Source organism: Paraburkholderia sp. CNPSo 3281, from assembly GCF_024206515.1.
GTDB lineage: Bacteria > Pseudomonadota > Gammaproteobacteria > Burkholderiales > Burkholderiaceae > Paraburkholderia > Paraburkholderia nodosa.
Map to the genome: position 1 here is coordinate 1 of NZ_JAMBPS010000062.1, position 25,590 is coordinate 25,590.

28 protein-coding genes and 2 pseudogenes are annotated in these 25,590 nt (G+C 65.4%); 14 read left to right on the forward strand and 16 right to left on the reverse strand.

The window, feature by feature from the left end; genetic code table 11:
* Positions 1–240 (forward strand): annotated as a pseudogene (locus M3I56_RS34655) (urocanate hydratase); the annotation flags it as partial.
* A 53-nt stretch (positions 241–293) separates the two neighbouring features.
* On the opposite strand, the gene M3I56_RS34660 reads toward M3I56_RS34655, so the two are convergent.
* Entirely contained in the window at positions 294–971 is a 678-nt protein-coding gene (locus tag M3I56_RS34660) for a helix-turn-helix domain-containing protein (protein WP_254357845.1), read from the reverse strand.
* A 102-nt stretch (positions 972–1,073) separates the two neighbouring features.
* Between M3I56_RS34660 and M3I56_RS34665 the strand changes: the two genes are divergently transcribed.
* The 4 genes from M3I56_RS34665 to M3I56_RS34680 are packed head-to-tail and all read left to right on the forward strand — an operon-like array spanning position 1,074 to position 5,529.
* Positions 1,074–2,360: an MFS transporter gene (locus tag M3I56_RS34665; RefSeq protein WP_254357846.1), complete on the forward strand. Its 1,287-nt coding sequence runs from the start codon at positions 1,074–1,076 to the stop codon at positions 2,358–2,360.
* Between the two features lie 26 nt (positions 2,361–2,386).
* Positions 2,387–3,913, forward strand: coding sequence for an amidase (locus tag M3I56_RS34670; protein ID WP_254357847.1), 1,527 nt, complete (start codon positions 2,387–2,389; stop codon positions 3,911–3,913).
* A gap of 2 nt (positions 3,914–3,915) precedes the next feature.
* Positions 3,916–4,269 (forward strand): RidA family protein, encoded by a 354-nt coding sequence (locus M3I56_RS34675; protein ID WP_254357848.1) that lies wholly within the window; start codon positions 3,916–3,918, stop codon positions 4,267–4,269.
* A gap of 27 nt (positions 4,270–4,296) precedes the next feature.
* Entirely contained in the window at positions 4,297–5,529 is a 1,233-nt protein-coding gene (locus tag M3I56_RS34680; RefSeq protein WP_254357849.1) for an FAD-binding oxidoreductase, read from the forward strand.
* A gap of 24 nt (positions 5,530–5,553) precedes the next feature.
* Here the strand turns inward: M3I56_RS34680 and M3I56_RS34685 are convergent, their stop codons facing one another.
* From M3I56_RS34685 to M3I56_RS34705, 5 genes are all read right to left on the reverse strand, one after another.
* Positions 5,554–6,345: a MipA/OmpV family protein gene (locus tag M3I56_RS34685; RefSeq protein WP_375541842.1), complete on the reverse strand. Its 792-nt coding sequence runs from the start codon at positions 6,343–6,345 to the stop codon at positions 5,554–5,556.
* On the reverse strand, positions 6,342–7,247 hold the full coding sequence (locus M3I56_RS34690) for a carboxylesterase (RefSeq protein ID WP_254357877.1): 906 nt from the start codon (positions 7,245–7,247) through the stop codon (positions 6,342–6,344). The genes M3I56_RS34685 and M3I56_RS34690 overlap by 4 nt, the downstream gene beginning before the upstream one ends.
* Before the next feature lie 16 nt (positions 7,248–7,263).
* Positions 7,264–8,040: a DUF4118 domain-containing protein gene (locus M3I56_RS34695; RefSeq protein ID WP_254357850.1), complete on the reverse strand. Its 777-nt coding sequence runs from the start codon at positions 8,038–8,040 to the stop codon at positions 7,264–7,266.
* Between the two features lie 241 nt (positions 8,041–8,281).
* Positions 8,282–9,616 (reverse strand): AAA-associated domain-containing protein, encoded by a 1,335-nt coding sequence (locus M3I56_RS34700; protein ID WP_254357851.1) that lies wholly within the window; start codon positions 9,614–9,616, stop codon positions 8,282–8,284.
* Positions 9,617–9,787: 171 nt separating this feature from the next.
* A complete protein-coding gene (locus M3I56_RS34705; RefSeq protein ID WP_254357852.1) occupies positions 9,788–9,928 on the reverse strand; it encodes a hypothetical protein in 141 nt (46 codons plus the stop codon).
* A gap of 923 nt (positions 9,929–10,851) precedes the next feature.
* Between M3I56_RS34705 and M3I56_RS34710 the strand changes: the two genes are divergently transcribed.
* From M3I56_RS34710 to M3I56_RS34725, 4 genes are all read left to right on the forward strand, one after another.
* Entirely contained in the window at positions 10,852–11,214 is a 363-nt protein-coding gene (locus tag M3I56_RS34710) for a hypothetical protein (RefSeq protein WP_254357853.1), read from the forward strand.
* Positions 11,215–11,312: 98 nt separating this feature from the next.
* Positions 11,313–12,794, forward strand: coding sequence for a carbohydrate porin (locus M3I56_RS34715; protein ID WP_254357854.1), 1,482 nt, complete (start codon positions 11,313–11,315; stop codon positions 12,792–12,794).
* A 202-nt stretch (positions 12,795–12,996) separates the two neighbouring features.
* Complete coding sequence (locus tag M3I56_RS34720; protein WP_254357855.1) at positions 12,997–13,512, forward strand: hypothetical protein; 516 nt, start codon at positions 12,997–12,999, stop codon at positions 13,510–13,512.
* Positions 13,513–13,669: 157 nt separating this feature from the next.
* Positions 13,670–13,867, forward strand: coding sequence for a hypothetical protein (locus tag M3I56_RS34725; protein WP_133183144.1), 198 nt, complete (start codon positions 13,670–13,672; stop codon positions 13,865–13,867).
* Between the two features lie 7 nt (positions 13,868–13,874).
* Here the strand turns inward: M3I56_RS34725 and M3I56_RS34730 are convergent, their stop codons facing one another.
* Positions 13,875–14,882 carry a hypothetical protein gene (locus M3I56_RS34730; RefSeq protein WP_254357856.1) on the reverse strand — a complete coding sequence of 336 codons (1,008 nt, stop codon included), beginning with the start codon at positions 14,880–14,882 and terminating at the stop codon, positions 13,875–13,877.
* Positions 14,883–14,985: 103 nt separating this feature from the next.
* Complete coding sequence (locus M3I56_RS34735) at positions 14,986–15,876, reverse strand: LysR substrate-binding domain-containing protein (protein ID WP_254357857.1); 891 nt, start codon at positions 15,874–15,876, stop codon at positions 14,986–14,988.
* Between the two features lie 121 nt (positions 15,877–15,997).
* On the opposite strand from M3I56_RS34735, the pseudogene M3I56_RS34740 reads away from it, so the two are divergent.
* A pseudogene (locus M3I56_RS34740) lies at positions 15,998–16,467 on the forward strand (class II aldolase/adducin family protein); the annotation flags it as partial.
* A 16-nt stretch (positions 16,468–16,483) separates the two neighbouring features.
* On the opposite strand, the gene M3I56_RS34745 reads toward M3I56_RS34740, so the two are convergent.
* From M3I56_RS34745 to M3I56_RS34765, 5 genes are all read right to left on the reverse strand, one after another.
* Positions 16,484–17,302, reverse strand: coding sequence for a sulfotransferase (locus M3I56_RS34745; RefSeq protein WP_254357858.1), 819 nt, complete (start codon positions 17,300–17,302; stop codon positions 16,484–16,486).
* Positions 17,303–17,418: 116 nt separating this feature from the next.
* Positions 17,419–18,588, reverse strand: coding sequence for an aromatic acid/H+ symport family MFS transporter (locus M3I56_RS34750; RefSeq protein ID WP_254357859.1), 1,170 nt, complete (start codon positions 18,586–18,588; stop codon positions 17,419–17,421).
* An 18-nt stretch (positions 18,589–18,606) separates the two neighbouring features.
* Positions 18,607–19,176 (reverse strand): hypothetical protein, encoded by a 570-nt coding sequence (locus M3I56_RS34755; RefSeq protein WP_254357860.1) that lies wholly within the window; start codon positions 19,174–19,176, stop codon positions 18,607–18,609.
* Between the two features lie 23 nt (positions 19,177–19,199).
* Positions 19,200–19,610: a sugar ABC transporter ATPase gene (locus tag M3I56_RS34760; RefSeq protein ID WP_254357861.1), complete on the reverse strand. Its 411-nt coding sequence runs from the start codon at positions 19,608–19,610 to the stop codon at positions 19,200–19,202.
* Positions 19,607–19,996, reverse strand: a complete 390-nt coding sequence (locus M3I56_RS34765) for an ester cyclase (RefSeq protein WP_028205816.1) — start codon at positions 19,994–19,996, stop codon at positions 19,607–19,609. The genes M3I56_RS34760 and M3I56_RS34765 overlap by 4 nt, the downstream gene beginning before the upstream one ends.
* Positions 19,997–20,163: 167 nt before the next feature.
* Between M3I56_RS34765 and M3I56_RS34770 the strand changes: the two genes are divergently transcribed.
* A complete protein-coding gene (locus tag M3I56_RS34770) occupies positions 20,164–20,649 on the forward strand; it encodes a GNAT family N-acetyltransferase (protein WP_254357862.1) in 486 nt (161 codons plus the stop codon).
* 45 nt (positions 20,650–20,694) lie between these two features.
* Complete coding sequence (locus M3I56_RS34775; RefSeq protein ID WP_309249204.1) at positions 20,695–22,110, forward strand: cation:proton antiporter; 1,416 nt, start codon at positions 20,695–20,697, stop codon at positions 22,108–22,110.
* A gap of 61 nt (positions 22,111–22,171) precedes the next feature.
* On the opposite strand, the gene M3I56_RS34780 is transcribed toward M3I56_RS34775, so the two are convergent.
* Together M3I56_RS34780 and M3I56_RS34785 are read right to left on the reverse strand one after the other, a co-directional pair.
* A complete protein-coding gene (locus M3I56_RS34780; RefSeq protein ID WP_254357863.1) occupies positions 22,172–22,603 on the reverse strand; it encodes a CBS domain-containing protein in 432 nt (143 codons plus the stop codon).
* 33 nt (positions 22,604–22,636) lie between these two features.
* Complete coding sequence (locus tag M3I56_RS34785; protein ID WP_254357864.1) at positions 22,637–22,867, reverse strand: hypothetical protein; 231 nt, start codon at positions 22,865–22,867, stop codon at positions 22,637–22,639.
* Positions 22,868–22,878: 11 nt separating this feature from the next.
* On the opposite strand from M3I56_RS34785, the gene M3I56_RS34790 reads away from it, so the two are divergent.
* Entirely contained in the window at positions 22,879–23,040 is a 162-nt protein-coding gene (locus M3I56_RS34790; RefSeq protein WP_028205820.1) for a DUF1328 domain-containing protein, read from the forward strand.
* 123 nt (positions 23,041–23,163) lie between these two features.
* Positions 23,164–23,451: a DUF1488 domain-containing protein gene (locus M3I56_RS34795; protein WP_254357879.1), complete on the forward strand. Its 288-nt coding sequence runs from the start codon at positions 23,164–23,166 to the stop codon at positions 23,449–23,451.
* Here the strand turns inward: M3I56_RS34795 and tkt are convergent, their stop codons facing one another.
* Positions 23,452–25,569, reverse strand: a complete 2,118-nt coding sequence (gene tkt, locus M3I56_RS34800) for a transketolase (protein ID WP_254357865.1) — start codon at positions 25,567–25,569, stop codon at positions 23,452–23,454.
* Positions 25,570–25,590: the final 21 nt, after the last annotated feature.

The window sequence follows — 25,590 nt, forward strand, 5'->3', positions numbered from 1 at the left end:
ACGGCGGGCGGCGCGTCGTGGGTCTCGCTGCACCACGGCGGCGGCGTGGGCATGGGCTTCTCGCAGCACTCGGGCGTGGTGATCGTGGCGGACGGCACGCAGGCGGCGCACGAGCGTCTGGGCCGCGTGCTGCACAACGATCCGGCCACGGGCGTGATGCGCCACGCGGACGCCGGCTACGAACTCGCGCAGCAAACGGCGCGCGAGGCGGGTCTCAAGCTGCCGATGCTCGGCCGATGAGCGGCGCGACGCCGCCGTTCAAACGCGGCGGCGTCACGCTTGCGAGCGCTCGCTCAGAGCGTTTCGGGCAGCCGGTGTGAGTCGTTGTCTACGCAACAGACCAGCACCTCGGCATCCTCGGCGCCCGTGCTCAGATACACGTGCCCCACGGCACTGTCGAAGTAGAGGCTGTCGCCGGGCGACAGCCTGAAGACAGTGCCGTTTTCAAAATGCAGTTCCAGCTCCCCGCCCAGCAGGAACAAAAACTCCTCGCCGCTGTGGCGGATGTAATCGGGAAACGCGTCCATCGTGCGGGCGTGGATGCGTCCGCGCATCGGCACCATGCGCTTGCCCGTGAGGTCGTTGGCGATCATGCCGTACTCGTAGTTCGGCGTGTCGTAAATCATCTGCTTGCCCGCGCGCGTGAGCGACGGCTTCATCGGGCCGGCCGCCTTGCGCTTCCTGCGCCCGAAAATCGTGTCGAAGTCCACGTTCAGCGCGTGCGCGAGCGCCGCGAATTTGTCATAGGTGAGCGCAATGTCGCCGCGCTCGGCCTTCGAAATCGTCGAGACGGCGATGCCCGACAACTCCGATAGCTGCATCAACGTCAGCTCGCGCGCCTTGCGCGCCTCGCGCAGACGCGCGCCGACGGCCGCGTGATCGATTTCCGTTGCCGCCTGTCCGGTTGCCTGCCGGGTTGCCTGTCCGGTTGCCTGCCCGGTTGCGTGATTTTGTGCTGCGCTCTTTGCCATGGAAGGGACGGTTCCCGGTTACGGGTTTTGTCGTATACGAGAAATGATTTTTTCTCGTATATGATAACTCGCATCTCGACTCCCTTTTGAAGGAGCAGCGTCGTGGCCTCAATTGCACTGGGAAAAACGGGTCTTTCGAAGGGCCAGGTCATTGCCGCGACGACGCTGGGCACGGCGCTCGAGTACTACGACTTCACGATCTATAGCTTCTTCGCGATCCAGATCGGCAAGCTGTTCTTTCCCTCTGCCTCGCCGGTCAACCAGTTCCTCCTTTCCATCGGCCTGTTCGGCGTGGGCTTCGTGGTGCGTCCACTCGGCGGCATCGTCATCGGCGCCTATGCGGACCGCGCCGGACGCAAGCGCGCCATGGTGCTCACCATCATGCTGATGGCGCTGAGCTGCGCGCTGATCGCCTGCGCGCCGCCGTACGCGGTGGCCGGCATCGCCGCGCCGCTCATCGTGCTTGCGGCGCGCCTGATCCAGGGCTTCGCGGCGGGCGGCGAGTTCGGCCCCGGCACGACGCTGCTCGTCGAATATGCGAGCGATCAGACACGCGCGTTCTTCGCAAGCTGGAACTTTGCGGCGACGGCGCTGGGCCTTGCGCTTGGCGCGACGGTCGCCACGCTCGTGAACGTGCTGCTGCCCAAGGAGGCGGTCGACAGCTGGGGCTGGCGCGTTCCGTTTCTCGTGGGCATCGTGGCGGCGCCCGTGGGCATGCTGATTCGCCGCCGCCTCGAAGAAACGCTGAGCGCGGCGCCGGCGCACGGCGCGCCCCGGAGCGGCGCGCTGAAGGCGGCGCTCACCACGCATCTGAAACTCACCATACTCGGGACGTTCGCTGAACTCGGCGGCTCGGTGTCCATCTACATCACGGCGTTTTTTCTGCCGAATCACGCCGTGCGCGTGTTGCATCTTTCCTCCACGGCGGCGGTCACGTCGGGTGTGGTCAGCTCGCTCGTGCTGTTCATAGCCGCGCCGCTCGTGGGCAAGCTCGCCGACCGCTACACCCGCAAGCGCGTGCTCGTGATCTCGCGCGTCGTGCTGCTGCTCAGTGTGTATCCGGCGTTCGCATGGCTTTCCGCCGCGCCTTCCATGACGCTGCTCTGCGCGGTGTCCGCCTTCCTCTCCGTGTTCGTGGCGGGGCAGGTCGTGCCTGTGCTCGTGATGATCCCCGAACTCTTCCCACGCGAAGTACGCGCCACCGGCATTGCGCTGACCTACGTCGTGAGCGCCTCGATCTTCGGCGGATTTTCGCCACTTGTGGCAAGCTGGATCGTTGCGCGCACAGGCAACCCGCTCGCGCCCGCCTGGTATGTGGCGGCTGCCTGCGCCATTTCGCTGATCCCGCTCGTCTGGCTGCGCGACCGTACCGGCGAGGCCATCGGCTAAACACCCCTTCATCAGGAAACCGAACGATGTCTGATAAGACCGCACTGGTCAGTCTGTCCGCCGTCGAACTGCGCCGCCTGATCGGCGCGAAAGCCATTTCGCCCGTTGAACTGCTCGATGCGTGCATCGAGCGCATCGAAGCCGTGAATCCAGCCGTCAACGCGATTACGGCGACGTGTTTCGACGCTGCGCGCGAAGCGGCCAAAGCTGCCGAGCAGGCCGTCATGGACGGCAAGCCGCTCGGGCTGCTGCACGGCTTGCCGCTCGGTGTGAAGGATCTCGAAGACACGCAGGGCCTGCTCACGACCTACGGCTCGCCGATGTCGCGCGGCCACGTGCCTTCTCGCGACGTGGTGCTCGTGGAGCGCCTGCGCGCGGCGGGCGCGATTCTCGTGGCGAAGACGAATGTTCCAGAGCTAGGCGCGGGCGCGAATACGCGCAACCCGGTATGGGGTGCAACAGGCAATCCGTTCAACCCCGCGCTGAATGCGGGCGGTTCGTCGGGCGGTTCGGCAGCGGCGCTCGCGTGCGACATGCTGCCGGTTTGCACGGGCTCCGACACCGGCGGGTCGCTGCGCATTCCCGCGGCGAAGTGCGGGGTAGTGGGCTTCCGTCCTTCACCGGGGCTCGTGCCCAATTCGCGCCGCCTGCTCGGCTGGACGCCGATCTCGGTGGTCGGGCCGATGGGGCGCGACGTCGCCGAAACGGCGCTGCAACTCGCGGCAACCGCGGGCGAATCGGCCGGCGATCCGCTGAGCTATGCCGTGGATGCCAACGCGTTCGCCTTGCCAGCGCACATTGATCCGTCGACGCTGCGCATCGGCTATACCGAAGACTTCGGCTGCTGCGATGTCGACCCGCAGATTCGCGCTGTATTCCGCGCGCGCATAGCGGAACTCAAACGCATCGTCCATACGTGCGAGCCGGTGGAGTTCGATCTTGGCGACGTGCATCGCTGCTTTGACGTGATTCGCGCGGAGAGCTTCGTCGCAGGCCTGCATAGCGCCTATACGCGTGACCCGAGCGCGCTTGGTCCGAACACGAGCGCGAACTACGAAATGGGCGCGAAGATGTCGCTCTCGGACAGCGCGTGGGCGCAAGCCGAGCAAACGCGCATCTTCCAGCGCTTCCAGAGCGCGTTCGCGCGCTACGACGTGATCGTTTCGCCCACCACGCCGGTGACGCCGTTCCCGTGGACCGAACTTTATGCGGCACAGATCGACGGCCGCGCGCAAGAGAACTACTACCGCTGGCTCGCGCTCACGTACGTCGTTACGCTCACCACGCATCCTGCGCTCGCGCTGCCATGCGGCGTCGATCACGCGGGCATGCCGTTCGGACTCCAGATCGTAGGTCCGTTCCGCGGCGACCTGAAGACGCTCGCGGTCTCGCAGGCGCTGGAAACGGCGTTTTCGGCGTATCCTCTTCTGCGTCGTCCGCGCCCCGATCTCGCGCGCCTGACGCAAGCCAATCCGGCGCTGACGTCCATCGTCACGGCGCCTCCCATTTACGACCCAGCCGGTAGCGACGCTGCCGGCCTATCGGCGGTATGAACATGAGCAACGACATCCAAAGACTGCAAACCAACGCGCGCATGAGCCAGGTGGTGGTCGCCAATGGCGTGGTGTATCTCTCGGGCCAGGTGCCCGATACCGCAGGCGCGCCGATCGAAGTTCAGGCTACCGAAATCCTCACGCGGATCGACAAGCTGCTCGCATCGGCGGGCGTGGACAAAACGCGCGTGCTGACCGCAAACGTGTGGCTGAGCGACCCGAAGCATTTCGAGGCGTTCAATGCCGTATGGGACGCCTGGGTTCCGCAGGGGCACGCACCCACGCGCGCCTGCGTGCAGGCCTTGCTGATGCGCCCGGGCCTCGACGTCGAAGTGGCCGTCACCGCGCTCGCCTGAGTGCCTTCGAGCCAGGAACATTGCGTGATGAAATTCGATTCGGTCGTGCTTGGCGGCGGTATTGTCGGCGTTTCCGTGGCCTTGCAGTTGCAGCGGCGCGGCCTCTCGGTCGCGCTCGTGGACCGCAGGGCGCCAGGCAACGAAACATCGCACGGCAACGGGGGATTGATTCAGCGCGAGGGTGTCTACCCCTATGCGTTTCCGCGTGAGCTTGCGACGCTGCTGCGCTACGCACGCAACCGCTCGACGGACGTGCGCTATCACCCAGGCGCGATGCCGAAGCTGCTGCCTTTTCTCTATCGCTACTGGCATCATTCGCGCGCCGACCGGCACGCCGAGATCGCTCGCGCGTATGCCATGCTCATCGAGCATTGCGTGACCGAGCATCGCGCGCTGATCGAGGCGGCGGGCGCACAGGCGCTGTTGCGCACCAACGGCTGGATGAAGGTGTTTCGCAGCGCCGCCGCCATGGACGCCACGGTGGCCGAGGCGCAGCGCTGGCAGCGCGAGTACGGCGTGGGCCACGAGGCACTGGACGCCGCGGCGCTGCGCGCCGCCGAGCCCGCGCTCAGCCACGCGCTGGTGGGCGGCGTGCGCTACACCGATTCCGATTCGGTTAGCGATCCGAAGGGATTGGTGACGGCCTATTCGAGGCTCTTCGAGCAGCTAGGCGGCCGCGTGCTGATTGGCGACGCGGCGACGCTCGAGCCGTCGTGGCGCGTCATGACACAAGATGGCCCCGTGCTGGCGAAGTCGGCCGTCATTGCCATGGGGCCGTGGTCGGGTGATCTCACGGCGCGGCTGGGCTACGAATTGCCGCTCGCCGTGAAACGCGGCTATCACATGCATTACGCGCTGACGAATGGGGCGAAGCTGAACCACCCGGTGCTCGACGCCGAAGCAGGCTTCCTGATTACGCCCATGGTGCGCGGCACGCGCCTCACGACTGGCGTCGAACTCGGCTTGCGCGATTCGCCGAAAACGCCCGTTCAGCTCGAAGCCGTGGAGCCGCTCGCGCGCAATATCTTCCCGCTGGGTGCGCGGCTCGATGCCGAGCCGTGGCTGGGCCGCCGCCCCTGCACGCCCGACATGATGCCGATCATCGGGCCTGCGCCGAAGCACGACGACCTGTGGTTCGCTTTCGGTCACGCACACCACGGTCTCACGCTCGGCCCGGTCACGGGGCGCCTGATCGCGGAAATGATGACGGGCGCGCCGACGGTGGTGGACCCCCGGCCATTCCGCGTCGAGCGGTTCTGACTTGGCGCGCCCCGGCGCACGTGGTTAGAACCGGTAATTGAGCCCCGCGAACGCCGTGATCTCGCGGCGGCTCTCGGTGATCGGGCTGTCGGCGGCGTAATGCTGAAGGCGTCCGAACGTCGCGTTCACCGAACCGACCCAGTGCTTCGAGAAGTCGTGCGTCATGTAGAACGTCATGTGCAGATCGCGAATGCCCGCGCCCGGCGCATAGGCTGGCAAGCCGGATGCCGCGCTCTCGTCCGGCGTCACGCCGAATAGCGTGCGCGTGTAGACGCCGTTGGCCCACGTGAGCCCCGGTCCCACGGAAAACAGCCACCCCGTCAGCGGCAGCGACACATAGAGGTCCGCCGTTGCCGTCGTACCTTGCCCGTGGCCGCTGATGTCCTGATACATCGCAACGGCGCCCGTGAACGCCCACAGCGTGTAATCGGCGAAGAGGCGCAGCTTCGGGCCGTCATCGACATTGCTCAGGCCGTGCAGATGCGGGTCGTCCGACACGGTGCGCGACTGGAAGTCGAAGCTCAGCGAAGCGCCCACATGGTAGTTCTCCGCTGAAATCACGTTCACGCCCAGCACGTCCGGCCCTTGCGAGAAGAAGCGGTCGCGGTACGAGATGTCGAGCGACGGGAACGGATAGACCTTCATGTGGCGCGCGCCCGGATACTCGGGCGCGAAATAGGCGCCCGGACCGATCGAGATTTTCCAAGGCGAGTCGGTTGTTGCGGTACTGGCGGTGTCGGTATCGGCCCATGCGTGCGAGGCCAGGGTCAGCGCGGCGACGCACGCCAGCCCTTTCGCTACTGCGGATTGCTTCACGTATTTTTCCTTCCCACTGCCGCCAGTTGGCGCAGACGCCGGGCGAGTGCCTTGGAGACGACCGGCGCGTCCTTCGCGCCGCGCGCGACTTCGCTTTCGCGCAGGAACAGGGCCGTTTCGCGCGCAACGATCTCGCGTTCGTTGTCCGAGGTGATCATGTGATACGAATCGTCGAGCCACAGCGTGCGCAGGAAGTTCGAGCCGATGCGGTCGATCACGTGGCGCGGGTTGCGCGGGCTCGACGTTTCGTCGTCGATCGCGTGGATCACGAGCGTGTCGTTTTCGATCGCGGCGACATCCTTGCGCGCCGCGCGTGCGAGGCGCAGCGCCTGATGCAGCGCGGGCAGCGCGATCGTCGAAGGGCCGACCTCGCTGAAATCGCTGCGCTGCATGGCGCGCGCGATTTTCTTGCGCAGCGCTTCGTTGCGCACGCCGAACGGTTCGGCCTCGCGATAGCGGTAGCGGTGGCGCAGCGGCGTGAAGTACGCCCAGTCGAGCAGGAAGCGATACCACGGGATCGCCCAGCCGTCGTAGGCGAGCGTGAGCGAGAGCAGCGCGAGCGACTGCGCGGCGGGCCGCTGGCGAATCAGGCGCAGCGCAAGCGCGCCGCCGATCGAAAGCCCGCAGATCGAGACGCGCTCGTAGCGCGCCGCCAGGGCGTCGAACTCGCGCGCGGCGTTTTCGACCCATTGTTCCATCGGCAGCTGGCCGGTGCCGGCGCTATAACCGTCGATGACGGGCGCGCATACCGTGAACCCTTCGCCCTGCAGATAGCGCGCGAGATAGCGCAGTTCGATCGGCGAGCTGGAAAGCCCGTGAAGCATGAGCACGGCGTGGCCGTCGCCTTCGCAGAAAAAGCGCGTGGACTGCACGGCTGTCGTTTCGGGAGCGGCCAGCTCCATGTCGAGCGTCGCCATGTCAGCTCTCCGTGCGCAGCACGAGAAAATCGCCCGCGTGAGTGGTGAAGCGTTCGCAGCTGCAATTGATGTGCCGGTACTCGCGCTTGTGCTGCTCGCTGCGCAGGCGCACGCGATGATGGCCCGGTGACAGGGCGTGCGTGAGGCGCTGCACGTCGTCGGGATGCAGCGCGTCGAAGAGCGGGCCGGGCGCGACTTCGGCGGCGGCCGGCAGCGCTTGCGACATGCTCTGTCCGACGCTTGCGCGCTGGGCGGCATTGCGCTCGAGCCCCTTGATGAGGATGAAGCCTTCGTGATGCTGCGCGAGATGCCGCAGCAGGCGATGCGTTTCATCGACGGCGCGGCGCGCCAGCGCGCGCTCGTTGTCGTGACGCAGCAGCATTTCGTAGCGCGACTGCGCGACCGAGGTGATCAACTGCGCGCGAAACTGCTCGCGCCGCAGACGCTCGATCAGCGTGATTACGATGATCGTGACGAGCGGATAGGACACCATCAGGATCACATCGGGCGTGTCGAGGAACGTAATGTAATTGTAGGGAGGCACGAACATATAGTCCGCAATGGCGAGACCCAGCACCATCACGGTCAGCGCAGGCGCGAGGCCAAGGAAGTATTCGACCAGCGAAGCGGCGATACAGAACGTCGTGCCCGGCATCATCGGGCCGAGCAGGGGATGCAGCGCGAAGCGGATGGCGCTCGCGAGCGCGAGCGCGCCAGCGGCAATGCACCACCGGCGCGGGCCTCTTGGCGCCCAGAGGCGGGCGTTACGAACTTTCATGGTTTCCCGGGTCGCCCGCCGCGTGACGGGCCGTCGCGCGCGTATTGCGCACGGGCAATCGCTGACGCTTTAGTTGTAAGCAGTGCAAGGAATTCGACAGGAACGGCAGAACGGCGCGGCGGTGACCAGCCTGTCACCGTCAGCGCTCTGACGATTTTTTCGAGTCCCGAATATTACCACTGTTTACAAACGTCGGATCGGCGATACGAGGCCGCCGGGAAACCGTCGCCGGATTCAGACGTCAGGATTCGACGTCGGCCAGGCTGAATATTCCGGTCTTGTCGTTATACGAAAAGATCTCGGCATAGCGGCCCCAGGCGATCACGGCGTCGAGCGTTTCCTGCGCGGCGTCGTCGGCAAGCAGGTCCTCCAGTTCCTGTTCGAAGCGCACGCGCGGGGCGCGATGTCCGGGGCGCTCGTTAAGCACCGTGCTGATCCGCGCGGCGAGCGGCACGTTGCGCAGCAGGTGTTCGGCGAACATCAGCTTGCGCTCCTGCGTATTGAATTCGTTGAAGGTCTTGCCCGCGTGCGTGAGCACCACGTCGCCTTCGCTGACCTCCGCAAAGCCGAGGTGCTGCAGCATTTCCGCGACCGGGAAGAGCTCGTTGATTTCCAGTTGCAGCGTTCGCGCGATTTCCGGCATGTCCGCGCGGCCGTTGTAGGGCGCGGCGGCCAGCGTTTCGATCAGGCCCGCCATCAGGTTGACCGACACGCCCGGCAGCGAGCTGCCCGGCTCGAGTTCGGGTTTCGCCGGCGCGCCCGCCTGGCGTGCGGTCATCTTTGCGTAGATGTCGTCGACGAGCTTGCGGAACACCGGGTCGAGACGATTGCGCGGATGCTTGAACGGCACCGGAATTTCGGCCACCACGCGGCCCGGGTTCGACGACAACACGAGAATGCGATCGCACATGAATACCGCTTCCTCGATATTGTGCGTGACGATCAGCACCGACTTGATCGGCAGGCGGCCTTGCGTCCACAGGTCGAGCAGGTCAGTGCGCAGCGTTTCGGCCGTGAGCACGTCGAGCGCGGAGAAGGGCTCGTCCATCAGCATCAGCGTGGGATCGACCACGAGCGCGCGCGCGAAGCCCACTCGCTGGCGCATGCCGCCCGAAAGCTCGCGCGGATAGGCGTTTTCGAAGCCGTCCAGACCGATCAGGTCGATGGCGGCGAGCGCGCGCTTGCGCCGCTCGTGCGGGCCAACGCCGATCGCCTCCAGTCCGGCCTCGACGTTTTGCAGCACCGTGAGCCACGGGAACAGCGCGAAGGTCTGGAACACCATCGCGACGCCTTCCGCCGGACCGCGCAGCGGCTTGCCGAGGTAGTTCACGTTGCCGCTGGTGGGCGGAATCAGGCCGGCGATGATACGCAGCAGCGTGGACTTGCCAGAGCCCGAGCGGCCCAGCAAGCCAACGATCTCACCTTCACGCAGCGTGACGTCCACGTCGTCGAGCACCAGTTGCTCGCTCGGGTTCTTGCCGAAACCGCGGCACACGTGCTGGACACACAGCACCTCCTGGCCGGTGCGGGGCTGCGTCTGCGGCATGTCGGGAGTGGTCGTTTTGAAGTTTTGCATGAGATTGATACTCAATCAAGACGAAGACAGGACTCGGCATACGCGTACAACAGCCGATTCATGGAGAAACGAAAAGCGCGTGAAAGGGAATGTTCAACTCACGGCCACGATCAGGGAAACGCCTCGCTTTTCCAACGATGGCGAATCTTCGTGACCGGAGTTTGGCAGAACTTAGGAAGACCGGGACTTGATCCGGCGCCACAGGTCTTTCCATGGGTGACGGCGAACGGGTTCGAGCGACAGCAGCGCTTCGTAGTGTGAGCGCGCCTCATTGACGTGAGGCAGATGCGACAAAAGCAGACCGAACATCATGATGTTTCTCCGGACGTCTGGCGTGTATGGGCGAGTGCAAAGCCCGCAGACGTTCGGTCGCCGCGCAGTCGGCGCGGTTGCATGGGTCTACGTGCTTTCCTCGGACAAGCTTGAAGGCAAGCGGTAAGGGCAACTGTCACTGTCGGGCATGTCGGCTCCTGTTCATGCTGGGCGCACGCCAGCGCCCCGGCGCAAAGCGGGTTACAGGCGAACGGCGGCCGCGAGCGCTAGCGCTCGCCGGGTCGCGCCAAGGCGAACGCGTGCGGAGCCCGCGTCGGCATGGCGCTATGGTTTGGGGTGCACGAAGGAAGACTGCTACGGCGCGCACCGTCTGCCTGCTGGCAGGACGGCGGCTCGGGAAAGGGAGCGGATGTCCTGCCGGTCAGGCAGCGAAACGATTCGAAGATCGACTACTACTACTGTCCAAGGCATCGGCCCCATTGAGAAGACGGGCGAATTCTAGTCTCGGTAAAAACACTAAGTCAACCAAAATTGCTAAGCAGAGCAGAGATTCAATTCTGAAGGTTGAAGAAACGCGGTTGAAAGAAATTGGAGTCTGCGGGGCTGTTGCTGGCAGGCCTCGTGTTTATGCTTTTTTTACTTGCTTTTTTATCTGCGTGCCCAATACAATCCGCCCCGTCATAGCAAAGGAGTCCTCCGTGGACGCATGTTCTAGTAGTGGAAGTCCGATGCCGGCCAGCGCCGGCAGCACAACCGCGAGATAGTCGCCGCAGGTTCACTCCTTCGCCGCTAACTCGCTTACGCCGGGTTAGCGCGCTTCGTTACCGACTGGTCTCAGTCGCCTTTGCGACCAGTCTCTCAGCAGCACGCTCCCTCTGATTGATTGCCATTTGCAAGCTTGCTTGCAGAAATGGCTGCGCTTTCGCATTTCGTCCGCTTATCGCAGCGGCCAACGCGGAGGGATGATGTTCGTCTTTCTCTTTCCTGTCTTTCAACTGCGCGCGTTGCGGGCTGTCTGCCGTCGCGCACGGGTTCTGGTGGCTGCAGCGGCGCTCGCCTGCCTGCACGGCTTCGCTTTCGCGGCTGCGGTTCGCGCCACGCCCGCCGGCGTGCGCCGCCGTTCGATGCACCTCGCACGCCGCGCGGCGCAGATGGCGGCACGCGGCGCGCTGCGCACCGTTCACGCGGGGCATCCGCTCACGCCCACGGGTTACGTGCTTCTCGGCGCGACCGTAGCGGCAGCCGCGCTGGTTTCGCTGCTGTGCGCGTCCGCGTCCGACCCTGGGCCGGAGCATCCTTTATGGCCGCGTTTGCGCTTCGCGTAGAAAACCTGCGCGCCGGACACAGTTTCATCAAGCTTCGCAGGCACGCTCTGCGTTGAATAGCGGACTCGTCCGCAACTTACTACAGCCCCACAAATACTATGAAAAAAATCCTCAAGAGCAGGCTGCTCGGTTCGCGCGGCCCCATTACGCTGAGCGCTGTCCTCTCGCTGGGCGTCGTGCCTGCCGCCTTCGCGCAGACCAGCGGCGAAAATGCGCCCGCTCAACCGGCTTCGCCTGCCTCACCGGCTTCGTCATCCGGCGCAGCGGATCAGCAACAAGCGCCCGCTGCCGATCAGAACGCCGCGGCGCCCACGGGCCTTTGGGAACGCTCGAACCTCTTTGGCGATATGGGCGGCTTGCGGCCCTGGCTCGCGCAGTACGGCTTGTCGTTCGGCCTGCAGGAAACCAGTGAGTACATGGGCAACGTGAGCGGCGGAACGAGTCGCGGAGGCGCCTATCAAGGCGTCACCGAATTCAGCCTCGGCATGGACACGCAGAAGGCGTTCGGTTTGCCTGGCGGCATCTTCAATGTGTCCGGCTTCCAGATTCACGGCACGAGCCTGACTGCGCGCAACCTGCAAACGCTGCAGAACGCGAGCGGCATCGAGGCCGATGCCTCGACCCGCCTGTGGGAGTTGTGGTACCAGCAGACGCTGCCCGGCGGCAAGGTCGACGTGAAGGTCGGTCAGCAAAGCCTCGACCAGGAGTTCATGGTCAGCCAGTACGCGAATACGTTCATGAACGCGACGTTCGGCTGGTCGGTGCTGCCGTCCGTCGATCTGCCTGCGGGCGGCCCAGCGTATCCGCTTTCGTCGCTCGGCGTGCGCGTGCGCGCTACGCCTACGGACGCGATTACCGTGCTCGGTGGTGTATTCGACGGCAACCCGGCGCCGGGCGAGGGCGACCCGCAAAAGCTCAACGCGAGCGGCACGAATTTCAACCTGGGCAACGGGGCTCTGGTGATCGGCGAAATTCAATATGCAATCAATCAGCCGCCCGCCAATAATTCGGATCCCAAACCAAGCGGAATGCCCGGCACCTACAAGCTTGGCTTCTGGTACAACAGCAATCGTTTTGCCGATCCGGCAACGGGCGTGACGGGCGTGGGCGGCCCGGTTAGCCATCATGGCAACTACAGCATCTATGCCGTGGCGGACCAGATGGTGTGGCGTCCGAGCGCCGATAGTCCGCAGTCGGTGGGGGTGTTCGCGCGCGTGATGGGCGCGCCCGGCGACCGCAACCTGGTGGACCTCGGGGTCAACGCGGGCGTGACGCTCAAGGCGCCGTTCAAGGGACGCGACAACGACGTGGCCGGCCTGGCGGTTGGCTACGCGCACATCGGCTCGCATGCGCAGGACTACGCGAGCGCCCAGGCGATCTCGACGCCCGGCTACCCGTCGCGCAGCGCCGAGACGGTTCTGGAAGCGACTTACCAGTATCAGATCGCGCCGTGGTGGCAATTGCAGGCGGACTTTCAGTACTTCTTCCGGCCGGCCGGCGGCATTCCGGACCCGCAGAATCCATCGCGGCGCATTGGCGACGAGGCGGTGCTCGGCCTGCGTACGACAGTCGCGTTCTGATTGGAAAACGCCGTTCCTGCCGCCGGATTGGCGGCGGCAGGAACGTGCAGGATGACGAAATGCTGCGTCGCGCGTATGAAGAGACGAGCGAAAGACGAGGGAAGACCCCGATTGGTCGGACTTGCGATTGATCTAGACTCCAGGGGCGAGTGCTGCGCAGCTTTTCGATGCGGCACCAGTTTACAAACGCAGATTTCGTTCCATGAAGCATCCGATCCAGGGATGGCTTTTGGGTGTCTCTCTTCTGGCGCTTGCCAGCGTCTCGGCGGCCGAACCCGCCCAGGCGGCGCACACCCAGAAGCCTGTCCAGAAGCACGTCCAGAAGCACGTCCAGAAGGACGCGAGGGGCCACGCCCCGAAACACGCCGTTGCGGCCGCACCAGCGCCGGCGGCGCCATCCGTCTCTTTGTCCGCCATTGCGAAGCGCTTCGAGTACCAGTCGCCGTTTGAACGGCAGTACGACGCGCATCTGGCGAAAACCACCGCCGCAACGCCTGGCATTCCGGACGATACCGACGCCACGCTCGATGCGGGCGCGAGCGGGACGCGCACGCCGGGCGCCCAGGTCGACAGCAATGGCGTGCCGAACCAGGCGCTTCATCCGCAAACGCCGCCGCTCGTCACCGTCGGCGACTGGGATCTCTCAGCCGACGCGCATCTGCCGTTGACGCGCTCGCATGACACCGGTGCGGCGATTAGCGCCCGGCGCGGCTTCTAGAACGAAAATCCCCCTGTCACCCGCTTCCTTACCGCCGCGAGGCAATTGGTAAGGCATTGCCGTTGTGACACGTTGCTCCCGGGAATGCGAATGAGGCGAGTCAGTAAGCTGACAAGCTCAACTACCGCAAAAAAGATCCTCTCCGGACCCACGCCCCATGTCACAACGACGCCCAACCTGTTCGCGCATCCTGGGTCAGCTCCTGCTCCCCGTGCTGCTCAGCTCGACGCTGATGCTGCAGGGCTGCGCGACGACCGCGGAAAATATTGCCCTGGGTTTTGGTATCGGCTCGGTCGGTACCATCTCCGCCCTGGGTTGCCTGCTCGCCTGCCAGATGAACGACGCGCGCTGGTAACCGGCGCTCAGTAGTACATCCAGCGCCCGTACTGCGGCGACCAGTACACCCAGCGCGCCGGCGGTTGCTGGTACTGCGCGCCCCACGGTGCGGGCGGCGGGTAGTAAGCGGGCCGGGGCTGCGCGTACATGGGTTGCTGCTGCGGGTATTGCTGCTGGGCGTATTGCTGCGCATACACCGGTTGCTGCTGCGCATAGGCGGGCGGCTGCGCGTAGGCCGGCCGCTGCTGTGCATACGCCGGCTGCTGGGCATAGCCATACGGCTGGGGCGGCGGCGCGTATTGCCGGGCTTGCGGTGGGACCTGTTGCTGGACCCGTGGCTGCGCCGGTTGGTAGTAGGGTTGGGCGTAACCTTGGCCCTGCGTCGAGTAGATCTGCGCGGAGCGCGGCGGCTCCGGTTCGTCGACGGTTTCGTCGTTCGCCAGCGACTCCGGCGGCGCGACGTCGTCCTGCGCGGGCGGCGTTGCCGCGACGGCGCGATGGTTCGCGCTCGCCTGCGCGTAAGCGTGCGGCTGCGCTTGCGGCTGCCGTGCGGCCGCAGCCGGCGCAGCGTCGGCGGCTTTCGCAACGGTGGCGCGCGCATTCGTCTGCTCGGGCGCCGGCGCTGCCGCTGCGGCCGGAGCCGCGGCAGTGGAATCCTGGACGTCTTGCGCCTCTTGAGTGGCCTGAGTGCTTTGTTCGCTTTGCGCGCCTTGCCCATCCGCGAGCGGCTTGACCACGACCGGCACGGTCATGACCGTCGAGACCTCGCCCGCGTCGCTATACGTGTGCTTGATGTCGAGGATGGGCTTCTGCGCCGCCGCGCCGGCAGCCTTCTTCGCAGGTGCAGCGGCGGGAGCCGCCGCCTGCGCCATCTCCTCCCTGGCTGCCTTGTAACCCCGGTCATAGGCCGCCTGGACTTCGCGGTCCTGCGCCGCGGCGTCGTCTTCCTTGCTATAGGCGTGGGACGCTGCCGATACTGCGCAGCCCGTTGCAAGCAATGCGATGGCCGTCGCGTGCCGTGCGGTCGTGTCCATGGAGGGACCTCTAATTCTGTTTTTCGATGACTTCATCGTACTACGCGGATGGTGACATTCAAGCGGCGGGAAACCCCCTGGGTATGCAGCCGAACGCAAGCGCTCAACCCGGCGACGCTTGCCCCAGCAACCACTGCCGGAATGCGGCCAGGCGGCTCTGCCTGATGTCGATCGTGCGGCACGAAACGAAATGCGTTTCGCGTAAAAAGCGCGTGAAGCGGTCGGCGCCCACCTCCACCAGATCGCCGCGCGCAAGCTCGCGCTCGGCGAGGCGCGTGCTTTCGAGCACGACGCCCATGCCGTCGGCCGCCGCCGAAATCGCGAGCGCCGCGCGATCGAACGAGGGCCGCGGCCGGTTGGTCAACGGCAGGCCGTTCGCGGCGAACCAGTCGCACCAGGTCACGCGGCTCAACGGGCTGTCGATCAGCGTGGCCTCCTGCATCAACGCTTCCACCGAGCCCGCGCTCGCCAGCAACGCGGGTGAGCACATCGGCACGAGCGGTTCGACGCCTAGCGCCACCGTCTCCACGCCCGGCCGCTCCAGCGCGCCGCCGTACGAAATCGCCACGTCGATTTCCTGAGCGCGCGTGAGGTCAAGCGGCTCCGGTCCGGTGGAAAGCCGCAGCGTGATGTTGGGGTGATGGCGCGCGAAGTCGGCGAGCCTGGGCCCGAGCCATTTCGCGGCGAAACTCGGCGCGCTGTATACGGCGAGCACCTGGGCCTGAGGCGCAAGCGAGACTTCGGTGCAGGCCGACTCGATGACATCGAACACCCGGCTCAGGCTGTCGAGCAGACGCAGCGCCTCGGGGGTTGGATCGATGCGGCGATTGCGCCGGATGAAGAGCGGTCGCCCGAAATACGCCTCGAGCTCCTTGACCTGATGGCTGATCGCCGATGGCGTGAGATGGAGTTCGCGTGCCGCGAGCGCGAAGCTCTGGAGCCGTGCCGCGGCTTCAAAGGCGCGCAGCAGCACAAAATTCGGAATTTTGCGCACGTTCGACCCCGAGATAGGTGAATGCGGCTCATGTTTTCATGAACATCCATCGTTTGTCAACGCGTCGAGAGCCGGACAAGATGTCAGCCATTGCACACAAGGATTTCAAGGGAGACGCAGCATGTCCGAAGTGATGGAGACGGCCCAGGCCACGAAGGCAATCGACCTGAACGGTCGCATCTCGATCTATCAGCCCGAGCAGAGGGATCTGATTTTCCGATGGCCGTGCACTTCTCGCAGGTCAAGGTCTCGAACCTGATTCTCGCGGACCACGAAGGCCGCGTGGTCGAAGGCAAGTACGCGATCAACCGCGCCGGCTTCGTGCTGCACGCGGCCGTGCACGAAGCGCACCCCGACATCGTGGCGATGTGCCATGCGCATACCGTCTACGGCACCGCTTTCGCGGCGCTCGGCAAGAAGATCGAGCCGATCACCCAGGACGCCTGCGCGTTCTTCGAAGACCACGTCGTGATTGGCGACGAAGCGGGCCAGGTCGCGGTGGAAGTGAAGGCCGGCCACAAGGTCGCCAACGCGTTCGCCGGCGTGAAGGCTGCGATTCACCAGAACCCCGGCTTGCTGACGTGTTCCAGGCGCTGGCCCGCGCAAGTTATCGGGATTCCGAAAGAGTTGCCGATGCCGAATAGCCGAGTTGCGTCGCCGCTTTTTCCGCGAGCGCGAGGAGCGCGTTGTCGGTCGTTGGCGTAGGCGGGACGACGTAGAGATCGGCGATATCGGTCACCGGGTCGCTGAACGGCGTTGGCGCACTGCGCTGGGCGTGCAGAAAATCGCGTATCGGCGCAGGGTCCGCGAGGCCCAGGAAGCGGCTGATACTTGCTATCGTCGTGTCCGCATCCTCGATGAGATCGCGATAGGCGATCGTCAATGTCTGCTCCTCCGGGATTTCAGCGAAAAAGTCGATGATCTCGGTCACATACTGACCCCATACGCGCACGCCGTCGTTGATGGACCCGATCCAGTGCTTGCGCACAAGCGAATTGGCGACCCAGCCAGGATCGCGATGAAGATGGATGAAGCGAGCGTGGGGCAGCAACTCGTGGATGAGCCTCAGGCACGACCCGGAGCGCGGCAGGCGCTCGATAGCGCCGAAGCGGCCGGAAAGAATCGTCGGATCCGCGTAAGGCGGATGCTTGTCGCCCCAGATCGGCGCCGACATGTCGAGGTCTTCGCGATAGAAGCGCTCGACCCAGGCGCCGAGCGTGCGGCGGCTAAACGCGTTGAAGCGGTCGCGGCAGGCCGCGCCCAGCAGGTCGGGGCGCTGGCTGCCCACATCCAGCATCTCCTTGACCAGCGCGAAAACGCGGCACTCGTTGGTGAGCTGGATGTGCGGGTGCGCATTGAGAACCGAGCAGAGGAACGTCGTTCCCGAGCGGGGTGCGCCGACAATGAATAGCGGAAAAGAATGCATTCTGCCCTCTCCCCTGTTGCGTCCTGCGCCATTGCTTCGTTTGCACCGATGTTACCTGCCGACGCTGGCGCGAAACTGACGCCGCGATGGCCAAGGTGACAAAGCGGTTGCGGCGGTTACGGCTCCAATGCGGTTACTGGAGCATATGCGCGCCGCGGTTTCATCAGCATGAGCGCGCCGGCGCAGGCCAGCGCCGGCAGCGCGAGCATGGCGAAGATGGCGTTGAAATTCCACCCGAGCCCGAGCAGTGCCGCGCCGGCGAATGAACCGGCCATGCCGCCCACGCGACCGATGCCCTGCATCCACGCCACGCCCGTAGTGCGGGCTTCGGTTGGGTAGATCATGGAGGCGTAGGTGGACATCGAGGTCGCCGCGCTCGTGACGAGCGAGCCGCAGAGAAAGAGCGCAACGCCGAGCAACATGGGATGCTCCACGCTCGCCCCCATCACGGCGACGAGCAGCGCCGCGAGCAGGTAGTCGACGACGATCGTCCTGTTGGCGCCGAAGCGGTCCATCAGACGGCCGGCAATGAGGTTGCCGATCAGGCCGCCAAGCGGAAACACGGAAGCCATCAACGCGCCGTGCTCCACGCTGAAACCGGCCTTGCGCAGCAGTTTGGGCATCCAGTTCGTCATGAAGTAGTAGACCAGGAGGCTCATGAACATCGTGAGCCACAGCAGCAACGTGCGGCGCCGATAGTCGTGCGCCAGCAGCAGCGCGAGTGCCGGTTTGCCTCGCGCTTTATCCTGCGTTTCCGAAGGCGCGGTGCGGGCGACGAAGGTGCATCCCGTGAAGTCCCTGGCCGGTGTAACGCGGCGCAGAATGCGTGCGACACGGCGTTCGTTGCCGGGCCGCAGCGCGAGAAATTGTGCGGATTCCGGCTGAAATACGAACAGGACGAGGGCCAGCGCGAGTGGCCCGACGCCGCCCGCCATCAGCACGCTGCGCCAGCCGAAATGCGGAATGAGCCATGCCGAGGCCGCGCCGCCCGCCATGAGGCCGCACGAGAATCCGCAGTACATGGCGTTGACGGAGAGGGCGCGCAAACGCTGCGGTGCGTATTCGGACATCATGGTGATGGTCGTGGGCATCGCAGCGCCGAGCCCGAGTCCGGTGATAAAGCGCAGTGCGGTGAGCGAAGCGATCGACTGGGCCTGCGCGGCGATGAGCGTGCAGATGCCAAAGGCCGCGACCGACGCAACGAGCACGCACTTGCGACCGAAGCGGTCTGCCACCGGCCCGGCCAGAATCGCGCCGAGGCCGAGTCCCGCGAGTGCGGCACTCATTACGGCGTCCAGTCCCCGTTATCCAAAGGTCGACTCAGTGTCCGGCACGCCGCCCGCCAGCACCAGCCCCGTATAGCCGCCGCGCGAAAATCCAAAGAAACCGATGCGTTGCGGGTCGATGTTCGCGGCGTCAGGCGCGGCGCCCAGCATGTAATCGATCAGGCGTTTGATATCGGTCGGCCGCTCGACGAACACGGACAGATCGCCCGAGCGGCTCGGATCGGCGAACGAATCGCCGGGATGGTTGATTGCGGCCACAACGAAGCCCGCATCGGCCAGCACTTCGGCAAGGTCATGGTGGCCCAGAAACGAGCCGGTGTGGCCGTGCGAAATGACAATCAGCGGAAGTTTGTTGCCAACCGTCGGACAGTCGCGCCGCCCGTGCAGGATGTATGGGCCGAACGGCACGTCTTCCGCGGGCTCGGCGCAAGGCGTCCACACCATGGCTTTCAATGCCGGGCCGTTGGCGTCGGCGGGAATGTCGAGGCGCTTGAAGCCTGCCGCGTGTGCGACCGCGGTGAACAGGCACAAGAGTACGGTCAAAATCGAAGCAGCGGCGTACGGAAGTGTTTTGCGGGTTGTTGTCATGGCGCTTCCGGGTGGGAGTGATCTCAGTGCGCGGGCGTTCGGACTTTGCCGTCGACCAGCAAGGTGCGTTTGTCTTGCCTGACGTCGTATTCGACCGATTGCTCGCGCGTCACGGCGCCGTACGACAGGTCGTTCACGTAGACCTTGCCGTCCCTCAGTTCGACCGCATCGCCCTGTACCTGCGCGGACGCGTGTTCGCCCTGCAGCACGGCGCCAGCGCAATCTCGCGTGGTGAAGGTGCGCACCGACGAACTGGGTTTCACCGGCTTGCCGTTCTGGTCGGGAAGAAAGAATTGCGGATACGAGGAGCCGGCATGCGCGGCACTTTCCGCACTGCAAGGTGAGTCATCCTGACTTCCTGCTGCGTGCGCGACTGCGCAACTGATCACGCCGCCGAAAACCACAGCAATCGTCGGTACAAACCGGCTTTTCATGACAGTTGCGCCTCGATCGCGGCCTTGTCGATGACCGACCAGACCTGCGCAATCTTCCCGTCGCGCCAGGCGTAGAAGACATTTTCCGAAAATGCGATTCGCCGGCCGTCGACGGGTAGGCCGAGAAAGACTTGCCGGGGCGTGCAGTCGAAACGTAAGCGGCTGGCAACGAGCGGTGGCTCGGCGGCCAGCAGTTCGATTTCGAAGCGCAAGTCGGGGATGTCGCGAACGTCCTGCTCCAGCATGGCGCGATATCCCGCGAGGCCAAGCGGGCGGCCGTTGTGGATCGCGTCCTGAGCGACGAACTCCCCGAGCGAAGCCCAATCGCGCCGGTTCAGGCAGTCGATGTAGCGCCGGTAAAGGGTGCCCAGATCGTGTGCGTCCAATACGGCCTCCTGATCGGATGACGAAGCACACGCGATGGTAGACGAAAGCGGCGTGAGGGGCCTCGAACGCGCCGTATGGGCATGCGGACTGTGCGCGCCTGGACCGTCGCACCCTGGCACCCTCCTTGCGCATGCCAGGATGCGACGAGATCGGGAGGGCATGAGCAATGAAAGACTTATCGGCACTCGCAGTAGTGCGAAGAGAGAACGCGTGCACGCTCGACGCCCGTATTCTGCTCGACGAGATGAGCGCCACGCTGGCGCTCTACCGTGGGGACAGCGTGCAGCCGCAGTTCTACCTGGGCGACCTGGGTTCGGCGCGCAGCGCCTTTGTCATGGCGCGCACCATGGATGGCCTCGCGATCGGCTGCGGCGCGCTGTGCCGCTTCTCGTTCGAGGTGGCCGAATTCCGCTGCCTCTACCGGCGGCCCGAATGGCCGGGGACCGGCACGGCGATTCTTCGTTTTCTCGAGACGGTGGCGGCCGGGGCGGGCTATCGCAGCGTGATTCTTCAGGCGCGCGAAGCCAACCGGCGCGCGATCGCGTTCTATCAACGGCACGGTTACGGGCGGACCGAGCCGTTCGCGGATTGCGCCGGCCTGAGCGACGTGCGGTGCTTTGCGAAGGCGCTGCCGCTCCTGGCGGACGAATGACGCGATCGTGCCGCCCGCGTGACGAGTGGCACAGAGGTTGCGCAAATGTGGGGTTCGTGCGCGGGCAGCGGCCCACGCACCGCCGCAACGATCGACGAGGAGGGAAGCCTGCCGATGCCGGAGGAAGCACTGTGGTTTTTTCTGATCGGCGTGCTGCTAATGTTCGTGGCGCTCGCGCGGGGTCCGATCGCGCGCCTGCCGCTTACGGGCGCGATGATCTATCTGGCCGTGGGCGTGATCGTCGGGCCGGGTGTGTTCGGCCTCGTGCACGCCGACCTCGCGCAGAACGTGCGCACGCTCACCGTGGTGGCGGAAGCCGGGCTCGTGATTTCGCTGTTTTCCGTCGGCATGCACCTGCGCGTGCGGCTGCGCGACCGGCTCTGGCGCTTGCCGCTGCGCCTGGGCGTGCTGGCCATGGCGTTCAGTGTCGGGCTGATGTACGCGTTTGGCGTGGCGTTGGGCGCGGCCACCGGCGTTGCCTTGTTTCTTGCCGCGGCGCTTGCGCCGACCGACCCGGTGCTCGCCAACGAACTGCGCGTCCATGAGGCCGGCGACGCCGAGCCAGTGCGATTCGCGCTTTCGGGCGAAGGCGGTCTCAACGATGGCGCTGCGATGCCGTTCGCGCTGCTCGGTCTCGCGCTGTACGGCGTGCACGGCACCGGCACGCAGAACGCGGCAGCATTCGCCGCGTGGGTGGCATGGGGAATCGTGGGCGCGCTCCTCGTGGGCGCCGTGCTCGCCACGCTGTGCGTGCGGATCGTGTTCCATCTGCGTACGCGTTACGGCGAAGCCGTGGGCCTCGACGGCTTTATCGCGATCGGCCTGATGTCCGTGACCTACGGCGTGGCGCTGCTGTTGCACGCATACGCGTTCGTGGCCGTATTCGCCGCGGGCGTGGCGCTGCGCCACGAGGAACTGCGCGCAACGGGCGAGCGCCGCCCGGCAGAAGCGCTCGAAAGCGTGCAGCTCGGCGAGCGCACTGAAGTCGCGAAAGATCCGCAGCGCGCGCACGCCTGGCTTGCCGAAGGCATGACGGGATTCACGCTGGAAATCGAGCGGCTGGCCGAGTTCTCGGTACTGCTGATCATCGGCTGTGTGATTTCCGCGCATTGGCGCGAGATGCTCGACCTGCGCGCGGTGCTGTGCGCACTGGCGCTGGTGTTCGTTGCGCGGCCATTGGCCGTATTCGCGGCAATGGCGGGCTCGCACGCTGACGCGCCGCAGCGCGCCCTGATGGCATGGATGGGCATACGCGGCGTGGGCGCGTTCTATTACGCGGTGTGGGGTATCGACCAGGCCGGCGACGTGCTGCGGCCCGTGCTGCCTGCGGCACTCGATGCGATCGTGCTGTCCGTCGTGCTGCACGGCGCGACGGCGGGCTATGTCCTCGAGCGCTATTACCGGCGCCAGGAAGCGCTCGCGGCAGCGGACCGCGTGCGCGCGAGGGAAGCATTCGACTAGCCGGCGGGTGACGCGGCAGGCATCGACGTAGACCTGAGCCGTGCCGCATCCCGCCCGATCGTCACGGCACGCGCCGCTGCGAAATGTCTTCGAGCGTGTTGGCGATGCGCTCGCGCTGCGCGCCGTCGCAGCGCGTGGCGATGTCGCCGAGCGAGAGCGTGCCCACCAGCTCGCGTTCGTGGTTTACCACGGGCAGCCGGCGCACCTGCGCCTCCGCCATGCGGCGCTGGACGACGTTCACGTCTTCGTCCTCGTAGCACCACTGCACGCCCGAGGTCGCCACGTGCGAGACCGTTTCCTCGCCCGTGCAGCCCTGGGCGAGCCCGCGCATGGCGAGGTCGCGGTCGGTCACCATGCCCACGATCCGGTCGCCGTCGCATACCGGCAGCGCGCCGATGTCATGGTCGCGCATGAGTTCGGCGGCGTGCCGGATCGTCGTGTCAGGCGCGATATGGACGACCTCGCGTGACATCACTTCGCGAACCTGGGTCATTGCCTTCTCCTTTCGTGGTCGTATCGTCTCTTCTCATGCGAAACGCGCCGCGCGCTCGAGGCGCTCCGGCGGCATGTGCGGCGGTGGGTCGCCTTCGGGCAGCGTGGGCGGCGGGCGGTCGTCCGGTTGCGGCGGCAGCGGCGCGCGTTGCGGGTCGTCCAGCGGATCGGGCGGCGGCAAGTGAAACGATGTCGTGAAGGCGGTGCACTCGCAAAAAGCCGGCTCGGGCACAGCCGGTGCGCATACGCCGGGAGACACTTTCAAAGGAGCCGGCAATGCTTTACTACGCGATCGTTTTCTTCGTGATAGCCATCATCGCGGCTGTCTTTGGGTTCGGCGGGATTGCGGTGGGTGCTGCGAGCATCGCCAAGATTCTGTTCTTCATCTTCGTGATTCTCTTTCTGGCGAGCTTGTTGTTTGGCATCACGAGGCGGTAAACATTCTCCGGCGTCGGTCAAGGCGCACCGCTTCATCTGGGCATGAACGATGCGCGCGCCGGGGAAGGAATGAGATGGATCGAGAGCAGGTTGGTTGGCAAGAAATTCAGGAGTCCAACGATCATGAACATTTCCTTTCCAGAAGGCCCGGTCGGGTACGACACGGAAGAGTTCGCGCTAACCTTCGTTGCGGTGGCGGATTCCGTCGCTGTGGACTGTGCCATTACGGCTGAAGCGCTGGAAGATCGCTTCGGCGCGAGATCGCTGCGTGAGCCCGACCTGCGCCAGGCGTTCCACCGCAACCGCGCCGCGATCGAATCGGCGGCCGCCCGGCTCATCGAGGAGACGGACGGCAAGCCGGTGATGCTTCACAGCGGCTATTTGCGCATGTACGGCACCGGCAGGCACTAACTACTCACCCGCGCCTGCCTTGCAGCGCGCAATCTGCTTCTTTGCTTCTTCGACCACGCGCTCCGGCGTGAAGCCAAATTTGGCCTTCAGCGCCTTGAACGGCGCGGAGGCGCCGAACGTGTGCATCACGATCTGCGAGCCGAAGCGGCCGACGTAGCGGTCCCAGCCGAGCGTCGCCGCCTGCTCCACGGCAACGCGTGCATGGATGTGCGGCGGCAGTACCGATTCCCGGTACGCCTCGTCCTCCTGTTCGAACACGTCCCACGAAGGCATCGAGACCACGCGTGCCGCGATCCCCTCCTGTTTCAGCGTCTCATAGGCGGAAATGCATAGCGAAACCTCGCTGCCCGTGGCGAGCAGCAGGACCTCGGGCTGCTTGCCATCGGGCGCGTCGGCGAGCACGTATGCGCCGCGCCTCACGCCTTGCGCACTCGCGTATTTCGTGCGGTCGATCGTGGGCAGCGGCTGGCGCGTCACCACCATGCAGGCCGGTTCGTGCGGCCGCGTGAGTGCCACGCGCCACGCCTGTGCGACTTCGTTGGCGTCGGCAGGGCGCAGCGTGAGCAGGCCTGGCACGCTGCGCAGCGCGGCGAGCTGCTCGATCGGCTGATGCGTCGGCCCGTCCTCGCCCAGGCCGATCGAATCGTGCGTGAACACGTAGACCACGGGCAACTCCATGATCGCGGCGAGCCGGATGGGCGGCTTCATGTAGTCGCTGAAAATGAGGAACGTCGACGCGAACGGCCGCAAGCCCGAAAGCGCGAGGCCATTGGAGACCGCGCCCATGCCGTGCTCGCGAATGCCGAAGTGCAGGTTGCGCCCGTCGTAGTGATCGCGCTCGAAGCTGCCCGCGCCTTCGAACTTGAGATTGGTCTTGGTCGAGGGCGAGAGGTCGGCGGCACCGCCGATCATCCACGGCACGCGTTGCGCAATGGCGTTGAGCACCTTGCCCGACGACTCGCGTGTCGCGAGGCCTTTTTCGTCGGCTTCGAAGGTGGGAATGTCGGCGTCCCAGCCCTCGGGCAGCTTGCCTTCGAGCATCAAGCTCAGGTCCTTCGCTAGCTCGGGGTAGCGCTTTGCGTAGTCGTCGTAGCGTTGCTTCCATGCTTCGTGCGCCGCCTTGCCGCGCGCGCCCATGCCCTGCGCGAAACGTTCGTACACGCCATCGGGTACGAGAAACTGCGCGTCTTCCGGCCAGCCGTATGCGCGCTTGGCGAGCCGCACTTCTTCTTCGCCCAGCGCCTCGCCGTGCGCCGCTGCCGTGTCCTGCCGGTTCGGCGCGCCCCAGCCGATGATGCTCTTTACCACGATGAGCGTCGGCTTGTCGGTCACGGCCTGCGCTTTTTCGATGGCGGCTTCGATGGCTTTCGTGTCGTTGGCGTCGTCCACGTGCAGCGTGTTCCAGTGGTAGCCGCGAAAGCGCGCTTCGACGTCGTCGCTATAGGCGAGGTCGGTGTGGCCCTCGATCGTGATGCGGTTGCTGTCGTAGAACCAGATCAGATTCGACAGACCCAGATGGCCCGCGAGCGAAGCCGCTTCGTGCGAGACGCCTTCCATCATGTCGCCGTCGCCGCACACCGCGTAGACGCGGTAGTCGAAGATTTTGGCGTCGGCGCGATTGAAATGCTGTTCGAACCAGCGCCCGGCCATGGCCATGCCCACGCTGTTGCCGAGCCCCTGGCCGAGCGGCCCGGTGGTCGTCTCGACGCCCGTCGTCATGCGAAATTCCGGGTGCCCCGGCGTCACGCTGTCGATCTGGCGAAAGTGTTTGATATCGTCGAGCGAGACCGCGGGCTTGCCCGTGAGCTTGCCTTTCTCGTCGATGGCTTGCACGCCCGTGAGGTGCAGCAGCGAGTAGAGCAGCATTGAAGCGTGGCCGTTCGAGAGCACGAAGCGGTCGCGATTGGGCCATAGCGGCGCGGCAGGGTCGTAACGCAGATGATGCTGCCAGATCTGGTACGCGAGCGGCGCGAGCGCCATGGGCGTGCCGGGGTGGCCGGAATTGGCCTTTTGCACGGCGTCCATCGACAAGGTGCGGATCGTGTCGATGGCGAGACGGTCGAGATCGGATGGGTCGGCTTTCGTGGGCCTGGCATTCGACGATGAATTCGATGACATGAGCTGGGACTCCTCGGCAGG

What these genes read in the sequence shown, in the direction of transcription:
- M3I56_RS34660 (WP_254357845.1), bottom strand. Translation starts at nt 971, where the DNA reads ATGGCAAAGAGCGCAGCACAAAATCACGCAACCGGGCAGGCAACCGGA.
- M3I56_RS34670 (WP_254357847.1), top strand. Translation starts at nt 2,387, where the DNA reads ATGTCTGATAAGACCGCACTGGTCAGTCTGTCCGCCGTCGAACTGCGC.
- M3I56_RS34675 (WP_254357848.1), top strand. Translation starts at nt 3,916, where the DNA reads ATGAGCAACGACATCCAAAGACTGCAAACCAACGCGCGCATGAGCCAG.
- M3I56_RS34680 (WP_254357849.1), top strand. Translation starts at nt 4,297, where the DNA reads ATGAAATTCGATTCGGTCGTGCTTGGCGGCGGTATTGTCGGCGTTTCC.
- M3I56_RS34690 (WP_254357877.1), bottom strand. Translation starts at nt 7,247, where the DNA reads ATGGAGCTGGCCGCTCCCGAAACGACAGCCGTGCAGTCCACGCGCTTT.
- M3I56_RS34695 (WP_254357850.1), bottom strand. Translation starts at nt 8,040, where the DNA reads ATGAAAGTTCGTAACGCCCGCCTCTGGGCGCCAAGAGGCCCGCGCCGG.
- M3I56_RS34700 (WP_254357851.1), bottom strand. Translation starts at nt 9,616, where the DNA reads ATGCAAAACTTCAAAACGACCACTCCCGACATGCCGCAGACGCAGCCC.
- M3I56_RS34705 (WP_254357852.1), bottom strand. Translation starts at nt 9,928, where the DNA reads ATGATGTTCGGTCTGCTTTTGTCGCATCTGCCTCACGTCAATGAGGCG.
- M3I56_RS34710 (WP_254357853.1), top strand. Translation starts at nt 10,852, where the DNA reads ATGATGTTCGTCTTTCTCTTTCCTGTCTTTCAACTGCGCGCGTTGCGG.
- M3I56_RS34715 (WP_254357854.1), top strand. Translation starts at nt 11,313, where the DNA reads ATGAAAAAAATCCTCAAGAGCAGGCTGCTCGGTTCGCGCGGCCCCATT.
- M3I56_RS34720 (WP_254357855.1), top strand. Translation starts at nt 12,997, where the DNA reads ATGAAGCATCCGATCCAGGGATGGCTTTTGGGTGTCTCTCTTCTGGCG.
- M3I56_RS34725 (WP_133183144.1), top strand. Translation starts at nt 13,670, where the DNA reads ATGTCACAACGACGCCCAACCTGTTCGCGCATCCTGGGTCAGCTCCTG.
- M3I56_RS34730 (WP_254357856.1), bottom strand. Translation starts at nt 14,882, where the DNA reads ATGGACACGACCGCACGGCACGCGACGGCCATCGCATTGCTTGCAACG.
- M3I56_RS34745 (WP_254357858.1), bottom strand. Translation starts at nt 17,302, where the DNA reads ATGCATTCTTTTCCGCTATTCATTGTCGGCGCACCCCGCTCGGGAACG.
- M3I56_RS34750 (WP_254357859.1), bottom strand. Translation starts at nt 18,588, where the DNA reads ATGAGTGCCGCACTCGCGGGACTCGGCCTCGGCGCGATTCTGGCCGGG.
- M3I56_RS34755 (WP_254357860.1), bottom strand. Translation starts at nt 19,176, where the DNA reads ATGACAACAACCCGCAAAACACTTCCGTACGCCGCTGCTTCGATTTTG.
- M3I56_RS34760 (WP_254357861.1), bottom strand. Translation starts at nt 19,610, where the DNA reads ATGAAAAGCCGGTTTGTACCGACGATTGCTGTGGTTTTCGGCGGCGTG.
- M3I56_RS34770 (WP_254357862.1), top strand. Translation starts at nt 20,164, where the DNA reads ATGAAAGACTTATCGGCACTCGCAGTAGTGCGAAGAGAGAACGCGTGC.
- M3I56_RS34775 (WP_309249204.1), top strand. Translation starts at nt 20,695, where the DNA reads ATGTGGGGTTCGTGCGCGGGCAGCGGCCCACGCACCGCCGCAACGATC.
- M3I56_RS34780 (WP_254357863.1), bottom strand. Translation starts at nt 22,603, where the DNA reads ATGACCCAGGTTCGCGAAGTGATGTCACGCGAGGTCGTCCATATCGCG.
- M3I56_RS34790 (WP_028205820.1), top strand. Translation starts at nt 22,879, where the DNA reads ATGCTTTACTACGCGATCGTTTTCTTCGTGATAGCCATCATCGCGGCT.
- M3I56_RS34795 (WP_254357879.1), top strand. Translation starts at nt 23,164, where the DNA reads ATGAACATTTCCTTTCCAGAAGGCCCGGTCGGGTACGACACGGAAGAG.
- tkt (WP_254357865.1), bottom strand. Translation starts at nt 25,569, where the DNA reads ATGTCATCGAATTCATCGTCGAATGCCAGGCCCACGAAAGCCGACCCA.